The organism is Kitasatospora sp. NPDC114501, from assembly GCF_055633695.1.
The window spans coordinates 445123-463570 of record NZ_JBVKDS010000002.1 but is presented as its reverse complement, the minus strand read 5'-3'; the positions used below and the strand labels follow the sequence as shown (position 1 = coordinate 463570).

Here is an 18448-nt window from a genome sequence, read left to right as displayed (position 1 = left end):
CCCCACCCGCGCCCGCGCCGCTCCCGTCCCACGGGATGCGGCGCCTGGTTGTCACTGCTTTCGCTACGAGTCGTAGCGTAACTGGAGCCGGTGCCCCGCCCGCAAGCCCCACCGGCGGTTCGGGGACGTGACCTGCCCCACTTTCCCGGGGTGCCCCGCTCCCCGAACGGGGGAACAGTCGCTACCGTTACCAGCCCCACCCAAGTTACTTACCAGTAAAGCGCAAGGAGGCCCGGTGCCGGCCGCCCAGCCCCCAGCGAGCCCGGAAAGCCCGGAGAGCCCGGACCAGGCCTGTTCCGACAAGGTCGGCACGGCCGCGGAGCCCGCGGGCGCCACCCGGGCCAAGGGCCGCCCGCGCAGCGCCGCCGCCGACCTCGCGATCCTCGACGCCACCCGCGAGGCGCTGGCCGAACTCGGCTGGGGCGGACTGACCATGGGCCACGTGGCGAGCCGCGCCGGGGTCGCCAAGACCACCCTCTACCGCCGCTGGCCGTCCAAGAACGAGCTCGTGGTGGACGCCGTCGCCAGCCTCTTCGACGAGCTGGAGATGCCCGACCTCGGCAGTCTGCGGGCCGACATCGAGGCCGTGGTGACCCAGTTCGCCGACCTGCTGGCCCGCCCGGAGACCCAGGCCGCGCTGCTCGCGCTGTTCGCCGAGGGCACCCGCGACCGGCAGCTGCGGCGCCGGATCCGCGAGGCCATCGTGGACCCGCAGAAGCGGCTGGTCCGCCAGGGCCGGGCGGCCGCCCAGGCGCGCGGCGAGCTCGAGGCGGACACCGACGCCGCGGCGGCCCGCGAGGAGGTCGACATCATCTTCGACACCATCGCGGGCACCGTCGAGCACCGCGTGCTGGTCAGCGGCGAGCCGATCACCGCCGAGTGGACCCGCCGCTTCACCGACCTGCTGCTCGGACCGCTCATCGCCGGCTGAGCACACCCGGGCACGGCGAGGCCGCCCGTACGGAATCCCGTACGGACGGCCTGCGCGGATCAGCGGATCAGCGGATCAGAAGACCGGGGGACCAACGGATCAGAACGCCGCGTTCTCCCGGTACGTCCCCCACTCCTCCCGCAGCGCGTTGCAGATCTCGCCCAGCGTCGCCTCGGCGCGCACCGCGTCCAGCATCGGCGGGATCATCGACTCGCCCGAGCGCGCCGCCGCCAGCATGGCGTCCAGCCCGGCCCGGACGGCCGCCTCGTCGCGGCCCGCCTTGCGCTCCTTCAGCGCCCGGACCTGCTCGCGCCCGACCTCGTGGCTGACCCGCAGGATCTCCAGCTCCGGGGTGACGCTGCGCGGGTGGCAGTTGACGCCGACCACGCGCTTCTCGCCCTTCTCCACGCCCTGCTGGTACTGGAAGGCCGCCTCGGCGATCTCCCCGGTGAACCAGCCCTCCTCGATCCCGCGCAGGATGCCGGAGGTGATCGGGCCGATCTCGTGGTCCTCGCGGCCCTTGTCCAGGATCCGCTGGAAGATCGCCTCGGCCTGCTGCTCGATCCGGTCGGTCAGCGCCTCGACGTACCAGGAACCGCCCAGCGGGTCGGCCACGTTGGCGACGCCGGTCTCCTCCATCAGCACCTGCTGGGTGCGCAGGGCGATCTCGGCGGCCTGCTCGGAGGGCAGCGCCAGGGTCTCGTCCAGGGCGTTGGTGTGCAGCGAGTTGGTGCCGCCGAGCACCGCGGCCAGCGCCTCGACGGCGGTGCGGACCACGTTGTTGTACGGCTGCTGCGCGGTCAGCGAGACGCCGGCGGTCTGGGTGTGGAAGCGCAGCCACTGCGCCTTGTCGGTCTTGGCGCCGAAGCGCTCGCGCATCCAGCGGGCCCAGATCCGGCGCGCGGCGCGGAACTTGGCGATCTCCTCGAAGAAGTCCAGGTGCGCGTCGAAGAAGAAGGACAGGCCGGGTGCGAAGACGTCCACGTCCAGGCCGCGGGACAGGCCCAGCTCGACGTAGCCGAAGCCGTCCGCGAGGGTGTACGCCAGCTCCTGCGCGGCCGTCGCACCGGCCTCGCGGATGTGGTAGCCGGAGACCGACAGCGGCTTGTACGCGGGGATGCCCTCGGCGCAGTAGGCCATCAGGTCGCCGATCAGGCGCAGGTGCGGCTCGGGGGCGAAGAGCCACTCCTTCTGGGCGATGTACTCCTTGAAGATGTCCGTCTGGAGGGTGCCGTTGAGCACCGCCGGGTCCACCCCCTGGCGCTCGGCGGCGACCAGGTACATGCAGAAGATCGGCACGGCCGGGCCGCTGATCGTCATCGAGGTGGTGACCTCGCCGAGCGGGATGCCGTCGAACAGCACCTCCATGTCGGCGGCCGAGTCGATGGCCACGCCGCAGTGGCCGACCTCGCCGAGCGACTTGGCGTCGTCCGAGTCGTAGCCCATCAGGGTGGGCATGTCGAAGGCGACCGAGAGGCCGCCGCCGCCCGCGTCCAGGATCATCCGGTAGCGCTCGTTGGTCTGCTGGGCGTTGCCGAAGCCGGCGAACTGCCGGATGGTCCAGGTGCGGCCCCGGTAGCCGGTCGGGTGCAGACCGCGGGTGTACGGGTACTCGCCCGGCCAGCCGATCCGCTCGAAACCCTCGTAGGCCTGCCCGGCGGGCGGGCCGTACACCGGCTCGACCTCGTCGCCGGAGAGGGTGGTGAAGTCCGCGTCGCGCTTGCGGGCCTTGTCGTATCGCTGCTGCCAGCGCTGCCGGCCGCGCTCGATCTCCTCGGCGTCCATGACCCCGAACTCCGCTCCGTACGGCCGCCACGGCGACGGGGCGGCACAGCTAGTAGGACGTCCTAACAATTTACTCGGACGTCCTAGTACTTGTCGATGGCAACCGGGCCGGAGCCGCCCGTGGCGGGCGGGAAGCGCAGGTGCTGCCCCCGGAACGCCGGAGCGCCCCTCCCCCGACAAGGGGAAGGGGCGCTCCGGAAGGCGCGGGCGGCGGGACTCAGACCCCGGCCGGCTGGCGGGCGCCGGCACCCGCCGGGAGCTTCTCGGCGGCCTCGCGGGCCACCTTGCGCTCGAAGACGAAGGAGAGGAACGGGATGCAGCCCGCCGCCAGGGTGAGCACCAGCCGGCCCATCGGCCACTTCAGCTTCTGCCCGAGCAGGAAGGTCACCACGAAGTACCCGATGTAGAGGTAGCCGTGCAGCATCGCGACGTACGTGGTCACGCCCTCGGCGGTGTCGAAGCCGTACTTCGCGACCATGAAGCCGCAGAACACCAGCAGTGCCAGACCGGTCGCAATGGCCAGGCCCCGGTACCAGCCCAGCAGGGGGGTCGCCTTCATGATCTTCCTCGCGTCGCTCGGCAGTATCGGCCGGTACGCCCGGATCCGCGCACCGCTCACACGAGGGTAGCCGCCTTCACCTCCCCCGCTTCGCAGCCCCCTCGGCCTGCTCGGCGAAGTCACCCGCGGCGATCCGCAGCGGCCTGAGCAGATCGAACACCTGGCGGCACTGCTCGGCGTCGTACTCCTCCAGCCCGAACTCCATCGCCATCAGCTCCCGGGTCGCCTCCTCGACCACCTCGCGGCCGCGGTCGGTGATCGTGGCCAGCACGCCGCGGCCGTCCAGCGGATTGGGGCGGCGGGCGACCAGGCCGGCCCGTTGCAGGCGGTCGACGGTGTTGGTGACGCTGGTCGGGTGGACCATGAGCCGCTCGCCGATCTTGGAGAGCGAGAGCTCGCCGGTCCGGCTGAAGGTCAGCAGCACCAGCGCCTCGTAGCGGGCGAAGGTCAGCCCGTACGGCTTGAGCACCGCGTCCACCCGGGACAGCAGGATCTGGTGGGCGCGCATGATCGAGGTGATCGCCGCCATCGAGGGGACCCCGCCCCAGCGGCGGGTCCACAGCTCGTCGGCGCGGGCGATCGGGTCGAAGTCGAGAGCGAGGGGCTTGGCCACCTCCTTACCGTACCGGCGGAGGGGGTTCGTGGTACCAGGCGTCCCTGATGGTGGACAAGCGCAGGACGTGGCGGGAACCCGCCAACCGGACGGCCAGGTCCATACCAGGACATTGCGACGGTGTGAACGCGCGGCAACGGTCTCCCGACACAGCGGGGTTGACCCCCGATCGGCCCGGTGCCGCGCCACCAGGCCTCGGTTCGGACGGTAACCCGCTGCAAGGCCGGGTGGTTCACCCCTTTTGTCTGCTCGTTCACATTCCTTCACATTGGCGGGACTTGGCCAATCCATGAGCAAGACCTGTCATTTGATGTGCTCGATTGTCATGCTTTCGGCCAGCCCCGTACGGCAGCCACCACCCCCACCCACCGGTGGCGAAGCCGCTTCGACCGCACGGGGCCTGCACGTCAGCGCCCGTTCCGCCCCTCAGGTGCCGCCCCGGCCCCCGGAACGCCGCGCGACCGCGCCTGCTCGCGGTTTCCCGGAAGGACTCGTTCGTGAAGCGAAAGCTCGCCGCAGTCGCCGTACTCTCCGCCACCGCCCTGCTCACCGGTGTCGTCCAGGTGAGCACCGCGGCCGTCGCGGACCCGGCCCCGCAGTCCCAGGCCGCCAAGCAGCGCGCCGACCTGATCGCCCTGGCCAACGGCCAGGCGGGCAAGGTGGCGCACGCCCTGGCCCTGAGCGGCCAGGAGCAGCTGGTCGCCAAGGACGCCGTGGTGGACGCCGACGGCACCCGCCACCTCCGCTACGAGCGCACCTTCGCCGGCCTTCCGGTCCTGGGCGGGGACCTGGTGGTGCACCAGAAGGCCGACGGCTCGACCACCTCCGTGGACAAGGCCACCGGCGCCACCATCGCCCTTCCGAGCCTCACCCCGCAGATCCCCGCCGACAAGGCCGCCGCCCAGGCGACCGGCGCCGTGCAGTCCACCGTCGGCATCGCCGTCGACGAGGACGAGTCGCCGCTGACCGAGGTCCACCAGACCGGCGCCGCCAAGCTGGTGGTCTGGGCCGCCGACGGCTCGCCGCGCCTGGCGTACCAGACCACGGTCGAGGGCCTGCGCGCCGACGGCACCCCGAGCAGCCAGCTGCTGGTGACCGACGCCGCGACCGGCCAGGTGCTCTCCACCCACGAGCAGGTCCGGACCGCGGCCGGCTCCGGCAACGGCGTCTTCGTCGGCAGCGTCCCCCTGACCACCACGCAGGTGTCCGGCGGCTACTCGCTGAAGGACGCCTCCCGCGGCGGCCAGTCCACCAGCGACCTGAAGGGCCGCACCTCCGGCTCGGGCACGCTCTACACCGACGCGGACAACGCCTGGGGCGACGGCACCGTCGCCAACGGCCAGTCGGCGGCCGTGGACGCCCAGTACGGCGCGTCGGCCACCTGGGACTTCTACAAGAACGCCTTCGGCCGCAACGGCATCCGCAACGACGGCGTCGGCGCCGCCAGCCGGGTCCACTACGGCAAGAACTACGTCAACGCCTTCTGGTCCGACCAGTGCTTCTGCATGTCGTACGGCGACGGCGCCAGCAACACCCACCCGCTGACCGAGCTGGACGTGGCCGGCCACGAGATGACCCACGGCGTCACCGCGGCCACCGCCAACCTGAACTACTCGGGCGAGTCCGGCGGCCTCAACGAGGGCACCTCGGACATCTTCGGCACCATGGTCGAGTTCTCCGCCAACCTGGCCACGGACAAGCCGGACTACCTCATCGGCGAGGAGATCGACCTCAACGGCAACGGCACCCCGCTGCGCTACATGGACAAGCCGTCCAAGGACGGCCGTTCGGCCGACTACTGGTCGTCCTCGGTCGGCAGCCTGGACGTCCACTACTCCTCGGGCGTCGCCAACCACTTCTTCTACCTGCTCGCCGAGGGCAGCGGCGCCAAGACCATCAACGGCGTCAGCTACAACAGCCCGACCTACAACAACTCGACGCTCGCGGGCATCGGCCGGGACAAGGCCGCGCAGGTCTGGTACAAGGCCCTGACCGTCTACATGACCTCGACCACCAACTACGCGGGCGCCCGCACCGCCACCCTCAAGGCGGCGACGGACCTGTACGGCGCGAACAGCGCCGAGTACAACGCGGTCGCCGCGACCTGGGCCGCCGTCAACGTCAACTGACGTACCGCACCGGCGCATCGGACGCCCGGGGCCTCCTGCGGGAGGGCCCGGGCGTCCGCGCGTTCCCCGCCGGGGGCCGTCCGCCGCCACGGGGGCCGTCCGCCGCCACGGGGCTGTCAAGGCCGTCCGGCTGGCGGAGTCCCGCCAGGGGGGACGAACCGTCGAAAACCGGGCAACCGGCGGCAGCCGAACCATCCGTACCGGCACTGGCGGTTCCTGGCCAATCCCGGACGCACCCTGTCCATCCCCGCCGACAATTGTCATGCTTCTGACCAAGTCCCGTCCGATCCTCCGCCGCCCCACCCACATCCGGCGGAGTGTCAGAAGCCGCACGGGACCGGCACGTCCGCGCCCTACCGCCCCCAAGGTGCCAACCCCGGCGCCCCGGTACGCGGCGCACCCGCATCGCACCCGCGGGTCTCGTGGAAGGAACCCCCGCACGTGAAGCGAAAGCTGACTGTCGGAGCCGTACTCTCCGCCACCGCCCTGCTGGCCGGCGTCATCCAGATCGCCGCCGTCCCCGCCCAGGCCGCCGCCCCCTCGCCGGCGCAGCAGCAGTCCGCGCTGCTCGCCCTGGCCACCGGGCAGAGCGCCCCGGTCGCCCAGGCCCTCGCCCTCGGCGGCCAGGAGAAGCTGGTGCCCAAGGACGTGGTGGTGGACCGGGACGGCACCCGTCACCTGCGGTACGACCGGACCTACGCGGGCCTGCCGGTGATCGGCGGCGACCTGGTCGTCCACCAGAAGGCCGACGGTTCGGTGAAGTCGGTCGACCGGGCCTTCGCCGGACAGCTGGCGGTGACCAGCCTGACCCCGGGCCTCGCCGCGTCCCAGGCCGCCGAGGCGGCCACCGCCGCGGTGCGCGCGACCGTCGGCGTCGCCGCCGACCACGACGAGGCGGCGCTCAGCCGGGTCGACGGCGCCGGCGCGCCCGAGCTGGTCGTCTGGGCCGCCGACGGCACCCCGCGGCTCGCCCACCGCACCGTGGTCGAGGGCCAGCGCGCGGACGGCACCCCGAGCCGCCAGGAGGTGGTCACCGACGCCGCCACCGGCGAACTGCTCGCCAGCGACGAGAAGGTGCAGACCGCCACCGGCACCGGCAAGGGCGTCAACGTCGGCACCGTCACGCTGACCACCACCCAGAGCGGCAGCTCCTACCAGCTGAAGGACGCCTCCCGGGGCAACCAGTCCACCACCGACCTCAAGGGCGGCACCTCGGGCAGCGGCACGCTGTTCAGCAACACCACCAACTCCTGGGGCAACGGCCTGCCCTCCAACCGGGAGTCCGCCGCCGTGGACGCCCAGTACGGCGCGGCGGCCACCTGGGACTACTACAAGAACACCTTCGGCCGCAACGGCATCAAGAACAACGGGGTCGGCGCGTCGAGCCGGGTGCACTACAGCACCAACTACGTCAACGCGTTCTGGGACGACTCCTGCTTCTGCATGACGTACGGCGACGGCGCCAGCAACACCCACCCGCTGACCGCCATCGACGTCTCCGGCCACGAGATGAGCCACGGCGTCACCTCGGCCACCGCCGGCCTGATCTACTCCGGCGAGTCCGGCGGCCTCAACGAGGCCACCTCGGACATCTTCGGCACCATGGTCGAGTGGTCCGCCAACCTGTCCGCCGACCCGGGTGACTACCTGATCGGCGAGAAGCTCAACATCAACGGCAACGGCACCCCGCTGCGCTACATGGACAAGCCCTCCAAGGACGGCGCGTCGGCCGACTACTGGTCCTCCACCGTCGGCAACAAGGACGTCCACTACTCCTCGGGCGTCGCCAACCACTTCTTCTACCTGCTCGCCGAGGGCAGCGGCGCGAAGGTCATCAACGGGGTCAGCTACAACAGCCCGACCTCCAACGGCTCGACGGTGACCGGGATCGGCCGCACCAAGGCGGCCGCGATCTGGTACCGCGCGCTGACCGTCTACATGACCTCCACCACCAACTACAAGGCCGCCCGCGCGGCGACCCTGAAGGCGGCCACCGACCTGTACGGCGCGACCAGCACCGAGTACAAGGCGGTCGCGGCGGCCTGGAGCGCGGTGAACGTCAACTAGCCGCCCACCGCACGGCACCCCGGCAGGGGACGAGCCACCCCCGGTAAGAAACGGCGACAGGCTGCCGCGGCCCTTTGGGAGAGGAGGCCGCGGCAGCCTGTCGACCGTCCACGAGGGGGCCGGGGCTCAGGCGGTGGCTGGCTTCGGCTCGCCCCGCTCCTCGCGGCCGAGCATCCGCTCGGCGAAGAAGCCGCCGGTGGGCAGCACCGCCAGCACGAACATCAGGACGCCGCGCTTGGCGTCCCACTTCTGCGCCTGCCAGGCCTGGATCCAGAAGACCACGTACAGGATGAACAGGACGCCGTGGACCATGCCCATCACCGGGACGGCGTCGAACGAGGTGGTCCGCTTCAGCACCGAGCAGATCAGCAGCAGGATGAAGGAGACCCCTTCGGGGCCGGAGACCAGGCGCAGGCGGTGGACGGCGCTGCTGTTCACGATGGATTCCTCGATACGGGGTCGACGGCGCGGACGCGCTTGTGAAGCGACTCACAAGCCTTCCGGCCCATTATCACCGAGCACATGTGCGCTCCCCCGGCCGGGGGTGGCCCCCGTGGGCGATCTCACAGTGCCCGGCCCGCCCTGTCACAGCTGTGTGCCGGAACGCCGCCGAGCGCGACCGCAGGTCGCCGGGAACCCCTATCCTGCTGCCCGCGCGCCCACCGATCCGGGCGCCGACGCACCGCACACGGGGGTAACCGAGATGTTCGAGCTCGACTGGGACCGCAGGACCTGCGCCAGGCGCGGTCACATCACCTACGCGCCGACGGAGCCCGAACTGGCCTCCCGGCTGCACGCCTCCACCGCGCTCGGCGACGCCTGGCGCTGCCTGCGCTGCGGCGACTTCGCGCTGGGCGACCCGCACGGCTCCGGCCCGGCCGAGGACGCGCCGCTGGTGCCGCGCGGCAAGGCGCTGCGGGACCTGTTCATCCTGCGCTTCCTGGCCGTCGAGCGGGTGCTGCGCGGACTGCTGATCATCGTGGTCGCCTGGGCCGTCTGGAAGTTCTCCAACAGCCAGGACGCGGTGCACCGGGTGTTCGACGAGAACCTCACGGTCTTCAAGCCGGTCACCGACCACTTCCACTGGGACCTCGAACACGCCCCGATCGTCGAGACGATCCGCAAGACCTTCGACTTCAGGAAGAGCACCCTGCTGATCGTCGCGGGCGCGCTGCTCGCCTACGCGGTGATCGAGATCGTCGAGGCGGTCGGCCTCTGGCTGAACAAGCGCTGGGCCGAGTACCTGACGGTGGTCGCCACCGCGGCCTTCCTGCCGCTGGAGGGCTACGAGCTGAGCCACCACGTCAGCGCGCTGAAGGTCTGCACCCTGGTGCTGAACATCGCGGCGGTGCTCTGGATCATGCTCTCCAAGCGCCTGTTCGGGCTGCGCGGCGGGCTGGCGGCCTTCGAGGCGGAGCGCCACTCGGCCTCGCTGCTGGAGGTCGAGCAGGCGGCCGGCACCGTTCCGGCCGGACGGGGGGCGCGCGCCCGGGTGTGACCGGCGCGTTTGTCGCAGCCTGGTACCAGTTGTCCCGCGCACTCTCCCCGGGCCACGGCCGCAGCGGCTAGATTGCGGCCGTGGCTCAGTTCAGACTCCAGGGATCCCGCGTGCTCGCCGTCGATTTGGGCGGGGACGCCGTCAAGGCGCGAAACGGTTCGATGGTCGCCTACACCGGGCAGATGGCCTTCAAGAAGCTGACCGGCGGCGGGGACGGCCTGCGCGGCATGGTGACCCGCAGGCTGACCGGCGAGAAGATGACGGTCATGGAGGTGAAGGGACAGGGCACCTGCTACTTCGCCGACAAGGCCACCGAGATCAATCTGGTCCGGCTGAACGGCGAGACGCTGTACGTCGAGGCGGACAACCTGCTCTGCACCGAGGCCACCCTGCACACCGGCACCAGCTTCACCGGGCTCAACGGCATGTCCTCCGGCAACGGCCTGTTCACCACCAAGGTGGAGGGCCACGGCTGGGCGGCCGTCACCTCCAACGGCCCGGCCGTCATCCTGCGGGTCGACAAGAGCATGCCGCTGCGGGTCGACCCGGGCGCGTACGTGGCGCACACCGGCACCCTTCAGCGCAGCCTGAAGTCGGGCGCCGGCTGGACCACCGTCATCGGCGAGGGCGGCGGCGAGGCCGTCCAGATCGAGTTCACCGGCGAGGGCCTGGTGTACGTCCAGCCCTCCGAGAAGGTCACCGTCGGGGGCGACGTCTGATGGGCTTCACGAAGATCAACGGCAAGATGGTCGAGGCCCAGGTGGTGCCCGGGCAGCGGCTCTTCAGCCAGCGCGGCGCGATGCTCGCGTACAGCGGCGACGTGCGCTTCACGCCGAACATCACCGGCGGGCAGGGCGGCGTGATGTCGATGATCGGCCGCCGGGTGGCCAACGAGGACACCCCGCTGATGACCGTCGAGGGCCAGGGCCGGGTGATGTTCGGCCACGGCGGCCACCACGTCCACGTGATCGACCTGTTCGGCGACACCCTGTACGTCGAGGCGGACCGGCTGCTCGCCTTCGAGGGCACGCTGCGGCAGTCCACCATGTTCATGGGCTCGCAGGGCGGGGTGATGGGCATGGTCCGGGGCCAGGTCACCGGGCAGGGCCTGTTCACCACCAAGCTGGAGGGCCAGGGCGCGGTCGCGGTGATGGCCCACGGCGGCGTCTTCGAGCTGCCGATCGTCCCCGGCCAGTCGGTGCACGTCGACCCGCAGGCGTACGTGGCGCACCGCGGCGACGTCCGCAACAAGCTGTCCACGGCGCTGGGTTGGCGCGACATGATCGGCCGCGGCTCGGGCGAGGCGTTCCAGCTGGAACTGTCCGGGCAGGGTGCGGTGTACGTCCAGGCGAGCGAGGAGAAGCTCTGATGTCCTACCCGCCGCAGCCCCCGTACGGCTCGCCGCACAACCAGCCGACCCAGCCCGGCTTCGCGGTCCCGCCGACCCCGCCGACCTACGGTTCGCCGCAGGGCTACCCGCCGCCGCCCGGCGGCCACCCCCAGCAGGGCTACCCGCCGCCCCCGCCGGTCCAGCAGCCCCAGCAGCAGCCGTACGGCCAGCAACAGCCCTACGCCCAGGAGCAGTTCGGCGGCCCGGTGGCCCCGCTGCCGACCGGCCAGGGCGGCTCCGGCCCGGTGGTGTGGGACGTCCACAGCCTGCCGGCCGGCGACAACGTCAACCCGTACGCCTTCTCGGTCGACCTGAACGGCTCGTACTTCCTCCAGAAGGGCAAGATGGTCGCCTACTACGGCGACATCACCTTCCGGGGCGTCGGCGCCGGGGCGATCGACCGGATGCTCGGGCAGCACTTCAACTCGCCGATGCACGCGGCGGACTGGGTGATCGCCGAGGGCCGCGGCAAGCTGCTGCTGGCCGACCGGGCGTTCGACCTCAACTCGTACGACCTGGACGAGGGCAACCTGACCGTCCGCTCCGGCAACCTGCTGGCCTTCGACCCGACGCTTCGGCTCAAGCAGTCGATCATCCCGGGCTTCCTGACCCTGATCGGCACCGGCCGCTTCGTCGCCGCCTCCAACGGCCCGGTGCACTTCGTCGAGCCGCCGGTCCGGGTGGACCCGCAGGCACTGGTCGGCTGGGCGGACTGCCCGGCCCCGTGCCACCACTACGACCACGACTACATGCACGGGCTGATCGGCGGCCTGCGCCGGCTGACCGGCTTCGGCGGCGCCTCCGGCGAGGAGCACCAGTTCGAGTTCATCGGCGCCGGCCAGGTGCTGCTGCAATCGAGTGAAAAACTCATGGCGGAACTGCCGGTCGGCGCGGTCGGCGCCGAGGCGGGCGTCCCGATGGGCGGCGTGCCGTCCCAGCCGGGCACGGCCGGGCACGGCGGGGGGAACCCGAACATCCCCGGCCTCGGTAACCTGGGTGACCTCGGCCGACGTTTCGGTCTGTAAATTTGTACAAGATTGAACTAAATCGGCTATGCTGGGCCCCATGGATACGCACACGATCGACGCTGCGGACGACCCGCAGTCGCAGCCCGAGGAGGAAACTCCCTGGCTGACCGCCAGGGAGCAGCGGATGTGGCGCGCCCATCTGGAGGTCGCCAAGCTGCTGGAGTACCAGCTCAGCCGCGAACTCCAGCCGCACAACCTGGCGATCAACGACTACGAGATCCTGGTCGTGCTCTCCGAGGCCGCGGACCGCCGGATGCGCATGACCGACCTCGCGGCCGCCACCCTCCAGTCGAAGAGCCGCCTCTCCCACCAGATCACCCGGATGGAGCACGCCGGCCTCGTGCTGCGCCAGGAGTGCCCCGGCGACCGCCGCGGCCTCTACGCCCACCTCACCGAGCACGGCTGGGAGACCATGCAGCAGGTCGCCCCGGACCACGTGCGCAGCGTCCGGGCCCACTTCATCGACCGCTTCACCCCGGAACAGCTCGACGAGATGTACGAGGCCCTCGCCCCCATCGCCGAGCACCTCCGCGGCCTCCGCGGCAAGCCGTAGGGCCCTGCCGCACCGAAGGAGCCGAAGGGCCGGTCCCCGGGGACCGGCCCTTCGTCGTTCCTCCCGCGCGGGAAGTCGGCCCGGCCGACTTCCCGCGCGCGGGCTCAGCTCGCGGTCAGGCCGGCGACCAGTTCGTCGGCCGCGCCGTACGGGTCGAGGGTGCCGTCGGCCACGCGTTCGGCCAGGGCGGCCAGCCGCCGGTCCCCGCGCAGGTCGCCGATCCGGGCGCGCAGCTCGGCCAGCGCGATCGCCTGGATCTCCTCGGCGGCCCGGCGACGGCGGCGCGCGGCGAGCTCGCCGTGCTCCTCCAGCCAGGCGCGGTGCTTCTCCAGCGCCTCGACCACCTCGTCCACGCCCTCGCCGCGGGCCGCGACGGTCTTGACGATCGGCGGGCGCCAGTCCCCCGGCTCCCGGGCCTCGCCGAGGCCCAGCATGTGGTTGAGCTCCCGCGCGGTGGCGTCGGCACCGTCCCGGTCGGCCTTGTTGACCACGAAGACGTCGCCGATCTCCAGGATCCCGGCCTTGGCGGCCTGGATGCCGTCACCCATCCCGGGGGCCAGCAGCACCACGGTGGTGTCGGCCTGGGCGGCGACCTCGACCTCGGACTGGCCCACCCCGACGGTCTCGACCAGGATCACCTCGCAGCCGGCCGCGTCCAGCACCCGCAGCGCCTGCGGCGCCGCCCAGGAGAGCCCGCCGAGGTGGCCGCGGGTGGCCATCGAGCGGATGAACACCTCGGGGTCGGTGGCGTGGTCCTGCATCCGGACCCGGTCGCCCAGCAGCGCCCCACCGGAGAACGGCGAGGACGGGTCGACGGCGAGCACCCCGACCCGCTTGCCGAGCCGCCGGTAGGCGGAGACCAGCGCCGAGGTGGAGGTGGACTTGCCGACCCCGGGCGAGCCGGTCAGGCCCACCGTGTACGCCCGCCCGGTGTACGGCGCGAGCGCGGCCATCGCCTCCCGCAGCTGCGGCGCGGCGTTCTCGACCAGCGTGATCAGCCGGGCGACCGCCCGCGGCCGGCCCTCCCGGGCCTGCTCGACCAGCGTGGCGACATCGATCATCAGGAGCTCCTAGCGCAGACGCAGATGCCGAAAGGGGCTACGGACCGCGACACGCGGTCCGTAGCCCTGGAGGTCGGATCGGCCGGTCAGGCCTTCGGGACGCGCACGATCAGCGCGTCGCCCTGGCCGCCGCCGCCGCACAGCGCGGCCGCGCCGACCCCGCCGCCGCGGCGCTGCAGCTCCAGCGCCAGGGTCAGCACCACGCGGGCGCCGGACATCCCGATCGGGTGGCCGAGCGCGATGGCGCCACCGTTGACGTTGACGATGTCGGAGGAGACGCCCAGGTCCTTCATGGACTGGTGGGCGACCGCCGCGAAGGCCTCGTTGATCTCGATCAGGTCGAGGTCGGCGACCTCCAGGCCCTCCTTGGCCAGCGCGTGCCTGATCGCGTTGGACGGCTGCGACTGGAGCGAGTTGTCCGGGCCGGCCACGTTGCCGTGCGCGCCGATCTCGGCGATCCAGCTCAGGCCCAGCTCCTCGGCCTTGGCCTTGCTCATCACGACCACGGCGGCGGCGCCGTCGGAGATCTGCGAGGAGGTGCCGGCGGTGATCGTGCCGTCCTTGGTGAAGGCCGGGCGCAGCTTGGCCAGGCTCTCGACGGTGGTGTCCGCGCGGATGCCCTCGTCCTGGCTGAACAGCACCGGCTCGCCCTTGCGCTGCGGGATGGCGACCGGGACGATCTCGGCGTCGAAGACCCCGTCGGCCTGCGCCTTCGCGGCCCGCTGGTGGGAGGCGGCGGCGATCTCGTCCTGCACCTCGCGCGGAATGCCCAGGCGGGTGTTGTGCTTCTCGGTGGACTCGCCCATCGGGATGTTCTCGTAGGCGTCGGTGAGGCCGTCGTGGGCCATCGCGTCGAGCATCGCGATCGCGCCGTACTTGAAGCCCTCGCGGGACTTCGGCAGCAGGTGCGGGGCGTTGGTCATCGACTCCTGGCCGCCGGCCACCACGATGTCGAACTCGCCGGCCCGGATCAGCTGGTCGGCCAGCGCGATGGCGTCGAGGCCGGAGAGGCAGACCTTGTTGACGGTCAGCGCCGGGACGTTCATCGGGATGCCGGCCTTGACGGCGGCCTGGCGGGCCGGGATCTGGCCGGCGCCGGCCTGGAGCACCTGGCCCATGATCACGTACTGGACCTGCTCGCCGGTGATCCCGGCCCGCTCCAGGGCCGCCTTGATCGCGACGCCGCCGAGCTCGGCGCCGGAGAAGCCCTTGAGGGAACCCAGCAGGCGACCCATCGGGGTCCGCGCACCGGCAACGATCACAGAGGTGGTGTTGGTCATGGGACGGGCCCCTTCGCACGTCGTGGCCAGGTGAGGATGCGCTCAATGTACTGACCTGTTATCCGCCCGTCACCGGAGCGACGGTGTGATCGAGCGCACTGGCACCGTCCAGTCAACACCGTGCCGACCCGTTCCGGGTGAACCGCCCGCCGTGTGAGCAGGCTCGCACGCCCGGCACTGGCGTCCGTCGCGGGGCATGCGCTGCACTGGGTGCACCCTTCTCCCCACCACCCGGAGGCCGTCGTGCTGACCCGAATCGACCACATCGGCATCGCCTGCCGAGACCTCGACAAGACGGTCGAGTTCTACCGCGCCACCTACGGCTTCGAGGTCTTCCACTCCGAGGTCAACGAGGAGCAGGGCGTCCGCGAGGCCATGCTCCGGATCAACGGCACCGACGACGGCGGCGCCTCCTACCTCCAGCTGCTGGAGCCCACCCGGCCGGACTCCACGGTGGCCAAGTGGCTGGAGAAGAACGGCGAGGGCGTGCACCACATCGCCTTCGGCACCGCGGACGTGGACGGCGACGCCGCGGCCATCCGGGACAAGGGCGTCCGGGTCCTCTACGACGAGCCGCGGATCGGCTCGATGGGTTCGCGGATCACCTTCCTGCACCCCAAGGACTGCGGCGGCGTGCTGACCGAGCTGGTCACCTCCGCGCAGCAGGGCCACGACGAGCACTGATCCCCCTCCGGACCGCCCCGGGGCGTGCGGCGCCCCGGCGGCGGCCGACGCCCCGTCGGTCATGACCCGTCAGTAACCTGGTGGGAAGAGCCGGAAAACACCCCTGCGGCCATTCCCCCGCACCGCGCTCCCACTACAATGCCCAGGTGCGCGAAGGCTCCGGGGGACGGAGGCGACGGGCACGGCCGATGACAGGCCCGTCCGCCCTCCGGTGGTCGGCCCGTCGCAAGGGGAGTCCACAACGCGGGCACGGCTGAACAGTCGCAAGACGGATCTGTCACCATTCTCCACAAGGCAAGAGTTCGCCCAGGAGTCCACTCGGACGGGGGAACGCGGTACCCCCGCGCTCCCGCGCCCCGGATTCCGACGACCGCGGCGGGCGGCCCCGACACAACGGGGAGCCGTCCACCAGCCGTGGATGCAAGGACCAGTCGGACCGGCACCCGGGTATCGGGAGCCCGGCACCGGTCGGGTCGAGGACGCGACCAGGAGATGGATGGGACCGCGGAGTGCGGGGCAACGACCGCTACGAGGCTGACGATCACCTCTCCCAGTTCGAGGCCGAGATGGGTCGGACTCGGAAGGAGCGGGACAAGGCAGTCGAGCATGCCGAGGACCTCGCCTACCAGGTGGAGGTGCTGCGGGCGAAGCTGCACGAGTCCCGTCGCATGCTCGCCCAGCCGCGCGCCTTCGACGCCGTCTCCGGCCAGGCCGAGCAGATGCTCCGCACCGCCGAGATGCAGGCCCAGCAGCTGCGCGCCGACGCCGAGCGCCAGCTGCGCGACTCCCAGGCCGCCACCCAGCGGATCATGGCCGAGGCCGCCGAGCGCACCGCCCGGCTGGAGGCCGACCTCGCCGCCCGCCGCCGCCAGCTGGAGGACGAGCTCGCCGAACTGCGCCGCTCCGCCGAGCAGCACGTCAACGGCTGGGCCGAGCAGACCCGGGTCGGCTCCGAGCAGGAGGCCCAGCGGCTGCTCCAGGAGGCCCGCGCCGAGGCCGAGCGGATGGTCGCCGCCGCCCGCGCGGAGGCCGTCGCCCTCTCCGACCAGGCCCGCGCCCAGACCGCCGCCGACGTGGACGCCGCCCGCGGCGAGGCCCACGCCGCCGCCGAGGCCGCCCTGCTGCGGGCCCAGACCGACGCCGAGCGGCTGCTGCGCGCCGCCTCCGAGCAGGCCCAGCAGGCCGGCGCCCAGGCCGCCGCCGACGTGGACGCCGCCCGCGGCGAGGCCCAGCAGCAGCTGGCCGCCGCGCACGCCGCCGCCGAGGGACAGCTGGCCGCCGCCCAGGCCGAGATCGGCCGACTCAAGACGCAGGCCGCCGCCGAGCAGGCCCGGGCCGAGCAGCAGCTCGCCGCGGCCAAGGCCGAGATAGACCGGCTGCGCGCCGAGGCGATCGCCGAGGCGGAGCGCACCCGCCGCGAGGCCGCCGAGCTGCGCGCCCAGGCCGAGCGGGCCGCCGAGCAGCTCCAGGCCGACGCCGAGGCCGCCGCCGAGCGCAAGGTCGCCGACGGCGAGGCCGCCAACGAGCAGCGCTCGCAGACCGCCCGGGCCGAGGTCGCCCGGATGGTCGCCCAGGCCACCAAGGAGGCCTCGGCGATCCGCGCCGAGGCCGAGGCCGTCCGCGCGGCGGCCTCCACCAAGCAGGCCGAGGCCGACGCCGCCAAGGCCGCCGCGGCCGAGGAGAGCGAGCGGCTGCGGGCCACCGCCGAGTCGGTGGCCGCCGAACTGAGGGCCGAGGCCGAGGCGGCGATCGCCGAACTGCGCGCCCTGGCCGAGCGGGACGTCGCCGAGCTGCGCGCGCAGGCCCTGGCCGACGCCCAGCGGCTGCGCGGCGAGGCCGAGGAGGAGGGCCGGGCGGCCGGCGCCAAGGACGCCACCGTCCACCTCGCCAAGGCCGCCAAGACCGCCGAGGAGGTGCTCGGCCGGGCCAACCAGGACGCCGAGACGGCGCGCAGCGAGGCCGCCGCCGAGGCCGAGCGGATCCGTGCCGAGGCCGCCGCCGAGGCGCAGCGGCTGCGCGAGCAGGCCCAGGCCGCCGTGGAGCAGGCCCAGAACGCCGCCCTGGACGACGCCGCCGCGATCCGCGAGCGGATCGAGCGGATGCAGGACGAGGCGGCCCGGCTGCGCGCCGAGGCCGAGGAGCTGCGCGCCCAGGCCGCCGCCGAGGCCGACCGGGTGCGCGGCGAGGCCCGCCGCCAGGCCGTGGTCCAGATCGAGGAGTCGGCGAAGAACGCCGAGGAGCTGCTCACCAAGGCCAAGGCCGACGCGGACGAGCTGCGCGCGGGTGCCGCCGGGGAGATCGAGCGGCTGCGCGCGCAGGCCCAGGAGCAGGCCGCCGAGACCCAGGGCCGGGCGGAGCAGACCCTGACCCGGGCCCGCGCCGAGGCCGGGAAGATCACCCAGGCCGCCGAGCAGCAGGGCCAGGACGCGCTCGCCGCCGCCAAGGCCGCGGCCGCCGAGAACCGGGCCGCCGCCGAGCGGGAGACCGCCGAACTCCGGCGCGAAGCAACCGAGTTCGACCAGCGGGTGCGCGCCGAGGCGACCGCCGCGGCGGAGGCCCTGACCACCGAGGCGCAGGCCGAGGCGAACGCCGTCCGGGACGCCGCGGTGGCCGACGCCGAGCGGGTGCGCACCGAGGCCGACACCGACGCCGCCCGCACCCGGGCCGAGGCCGAGGCGGCCGCCGACGCGCTGCGCGAGGAGAGCCTGCGCGAGCGCGAGGAGGCCGCCGACGGGCTGCGCCGCGAGCGCGAGGAGACCGCCGAGCACCTGGACGCCGCCGAGGCCGCCCGCGAGCAGGCCGAGCGGGCCGCCGCGGCCACCCTCGCGGAGGCCGAGCAGGCCGCCGGGGAGCTGCGGGCCGTCGCCCAC

Annotated in this window: 15 protein-coding genes and 1 pseudogene; 10 read left to right on the top strand and 6 right to left on the bottom strand. The window is 72.6% G+C overall.

The features are described 5' to 3' along the window. Nucleotides 1-379 precede the first annotated feature (379 nt). Entirely contained in the window at nucleotides 380-931 is a 552-nt protein-coding gene (locus ACZ7RU_RS05560; protein WP_470339769.1) for a TetR/AcrR family transcriptional regulator, read from the top strand. Between the two features lie 99 nt (nucleotides 932-1030). On the opposite strand, the gene ACZ7RU_RS05555 is transcribed toward ACZ7RU_RS05560, so the two are convergent. The 3 genes from ACZ7RU_RS05555 to ACZ7RU_RS05545 form a co-directional block, all read right to left on the bottom strand. Beyond that, nucleotides 1031-2716 (bottom strand): acyl-CoA mutase large subunit family protein, encoded by a 1686-nt coding sequence (locus ACZ7RU_RS05555; protein WP_470339622.1) that lies wholly within the window; start codon nucleotides 2714-2716, stop codon nucleotides 1031-1033. A 217-nt stretch (nucleotides 2717-2933) separates the two neighbouring features. Further along, complete coding sequence (locus tag ACZ7RU_RS05550; RefSeq protein ID WP_470339621.1) at nucleotides 2934-3275, bottom strand: DUF3817 domain-containing protein; 342 nt, start codon at nucleotides 3273-3275, stop codon at nucleotides 2934-2936. Between the two features lie 76 nt (nucleotides 3276-3351). Continuing rightward, nucleotides 3352-3888 carry a MarR family winged helix-turn-helix transcriptional regulator gene (locus ACZ7RU_RS05545; RefSeq protein ID WP_470339620.1) on the bottom strand — a complete coding sequence of 179 codons (537 nt, stop codon included), beginning with the start codon at nucleotides 3886-3888 and terminating at the stop codon, nucleotides 3352-3354. Nucleotides 3889-4385: 497 nt separating this feature from the next. Here ACZ7RU_RS05545 and ACZ7RU_RS05540 point away from each other — a divergent pair, with 497 nt between their 5' ends. Further along, nucleotides 4386-6017 (top strand): M4 family metallopeptidase, encoded by a 1632-nt coding sequence (locus ACZ7RU_RS05540; RefSeq protein WP_470339619.1) that lies wholly within the window; start codon nucleotides 4386-4388, stop codon nucleotides 6015-6017. 441 nt (nucleotides 6018-6458) lie between these two features. After that, nucleotides 6459-8084 carry a M4 family metallopeptidase gene (locus ACZ7RU_RS05535; protein WP_470339618.1) on the top strand — a complete coding sequence of 542 codons (1626 nt, stop codon included), beginning with the start codon at nucleotides 6459-6461 and terminating at the stop codon, nucleotides 8082-8084. Between the two features lie 126 nt (nucleotides 8085-8210). On the opposite strand, the gene ACZ7RU_RS05530 is transcribed toward ACZ7RU_RS05535, so the two are convergent. Continuing rightward, a complete protein-coding gene (locus ACZ7RU_RS05530) occupies nucleotides 8211-8525 on the bottom strand; it encodes a DUF3817 domain-containing protein (RefSeq protein ID WP_470339768.1) in 315 nt (104 codons plus the stop codon). Between the two features lie 262 nt (nucleotides 8526-8787). Here ACZ7RU_RS05530 and ACZ7RU_RS05525 point away from each other — a divergent pair, with 262 nt between their 5' ends. The 5 genes from ACZ7RU_RS05525 (at nucleotide 8788) to ACZ7RU_RS05505 (ending at nucleotide 12553) form a co-directional block, all read left to right on the top strand. Beyond that, entirely contained in the window at nucleotides 8788-9582 is a 795-nt protein-coding gene (locus ACZ7RU_RS05525; protein ID WP_470339617.1) for a DUF2127 domain-containing protein, read from the top strand. A gap of 80 nt (nucleotides 9583-9662) precedes the next feature. Next, the gene (locus tag ACZ7RU_RS05520) at nucleotides 9663-10301 is read left to right on the top strand and encodes an AIM24 family protein (RefSeq protein ID WP_470339616.1); all 639 of its coding nucleotides are present in this window, start codon (nucleotides 9663-9665) and stop codon (nucleotides 10299-10301) included. Continuing rightward, nucleotides 10301-10951, top strand: coding sequence for an AIM24 family protein (locus ACZ7RU_RS05515; RefSeq protein WP_387750369.1), 651 nt, complete (start codon nucleotides 10301-10303; stop codon nucleotides 10949-10951). The genes ACZ7RU_RS05520 and ACZ7RU_RS05515 overlap by 1 nt, the downstream gene beginning before the upstream one ends. Nucleotides 10952-11187: 236 nt before the next feature. Next, nucleotides 11188-11997: an AIM24 family protein gene (locus ACZ7RU_RS05510; RefSeq protein WP_470339767.1), complete on the top strand. Its 810-nt coding sequence runs from the start codon at nucleotides 11188-11190 to the stop codon at nucleotides 11995-11997. A 40-nt stretch (nucleotides 11998-12037) separates the two neighbouring features. Continuing rightward, a complete protein-coding gene (locus ACZ7RU_RS05505; RefSeq protein WP_470339615.1) occupies nucleotides 12038-12553 on the top strand; it encodes a MarR family winged helix-turn-helix transcriptional regulator in 516 nt (171 codons plus the stop codon). 104 nt (nucleotides 12554-12657) lie between these two features. On the opposite strand, the gene meaB is transcribed toward ACZ7RU_RS05505, so the two are convergent. Beyond that, nucleotides 12658-13614 carry a methylmalonyl Co-A mutase-associated GTPase MeaB gene (gene meaB / locus ACZ7RU_RS05500; RefSeq protein WP_470339614.1) on the bottom strand — a complete coding sequence of 319 codons (957 nt, stop codon included), beginning with the start codon at nucleotides 13612-13614 and terminating at the stop codon, nucleotides 12658-12660. Between the two features lie 86 nt (nucleotides 13615-13700). Further along, nucleotides 13701-14894 carry an acetyl-CoA C-acetyltransferase gene (locus ACZ7RU_RS05495; RefSeq protein ID WP_470339613.1) on the bottom strand — a complete coding sequence of 398 codons (1194 nt, stop codon included), beginning with the start codon at nucleotides 14892-14894 and terminating at the stop codon, nucleotides 13701-13703. Nucleotides 14895-15137: 243 nt separating this feature from the next. Here ACZ7RU_RS05495 and mce point away from each other — a divergent pair, with 243 nt between their 5' ends. Together mce and ACZ7RU_RS05485 are read left to right on the top strand one after the other, a co-directional pair. Then, entirely contained in the window at nucleotides 15138-15578 is a 441-nt protein-coding gene (gene mce, locus ACZ7RU_RS05490; protein WP_387750358.1) for a methylmalonyl-CoA epimerase, read from the top strand. A 566-nt stretch (nucleotides 15579-16144) separates the two neighbouring features. Further along, nucleotides 16145-18448 (top strand): annotated as a pseudogene (locus ACZ7RU_RS05485) (hypothetical protein); the annotation flags it as partial.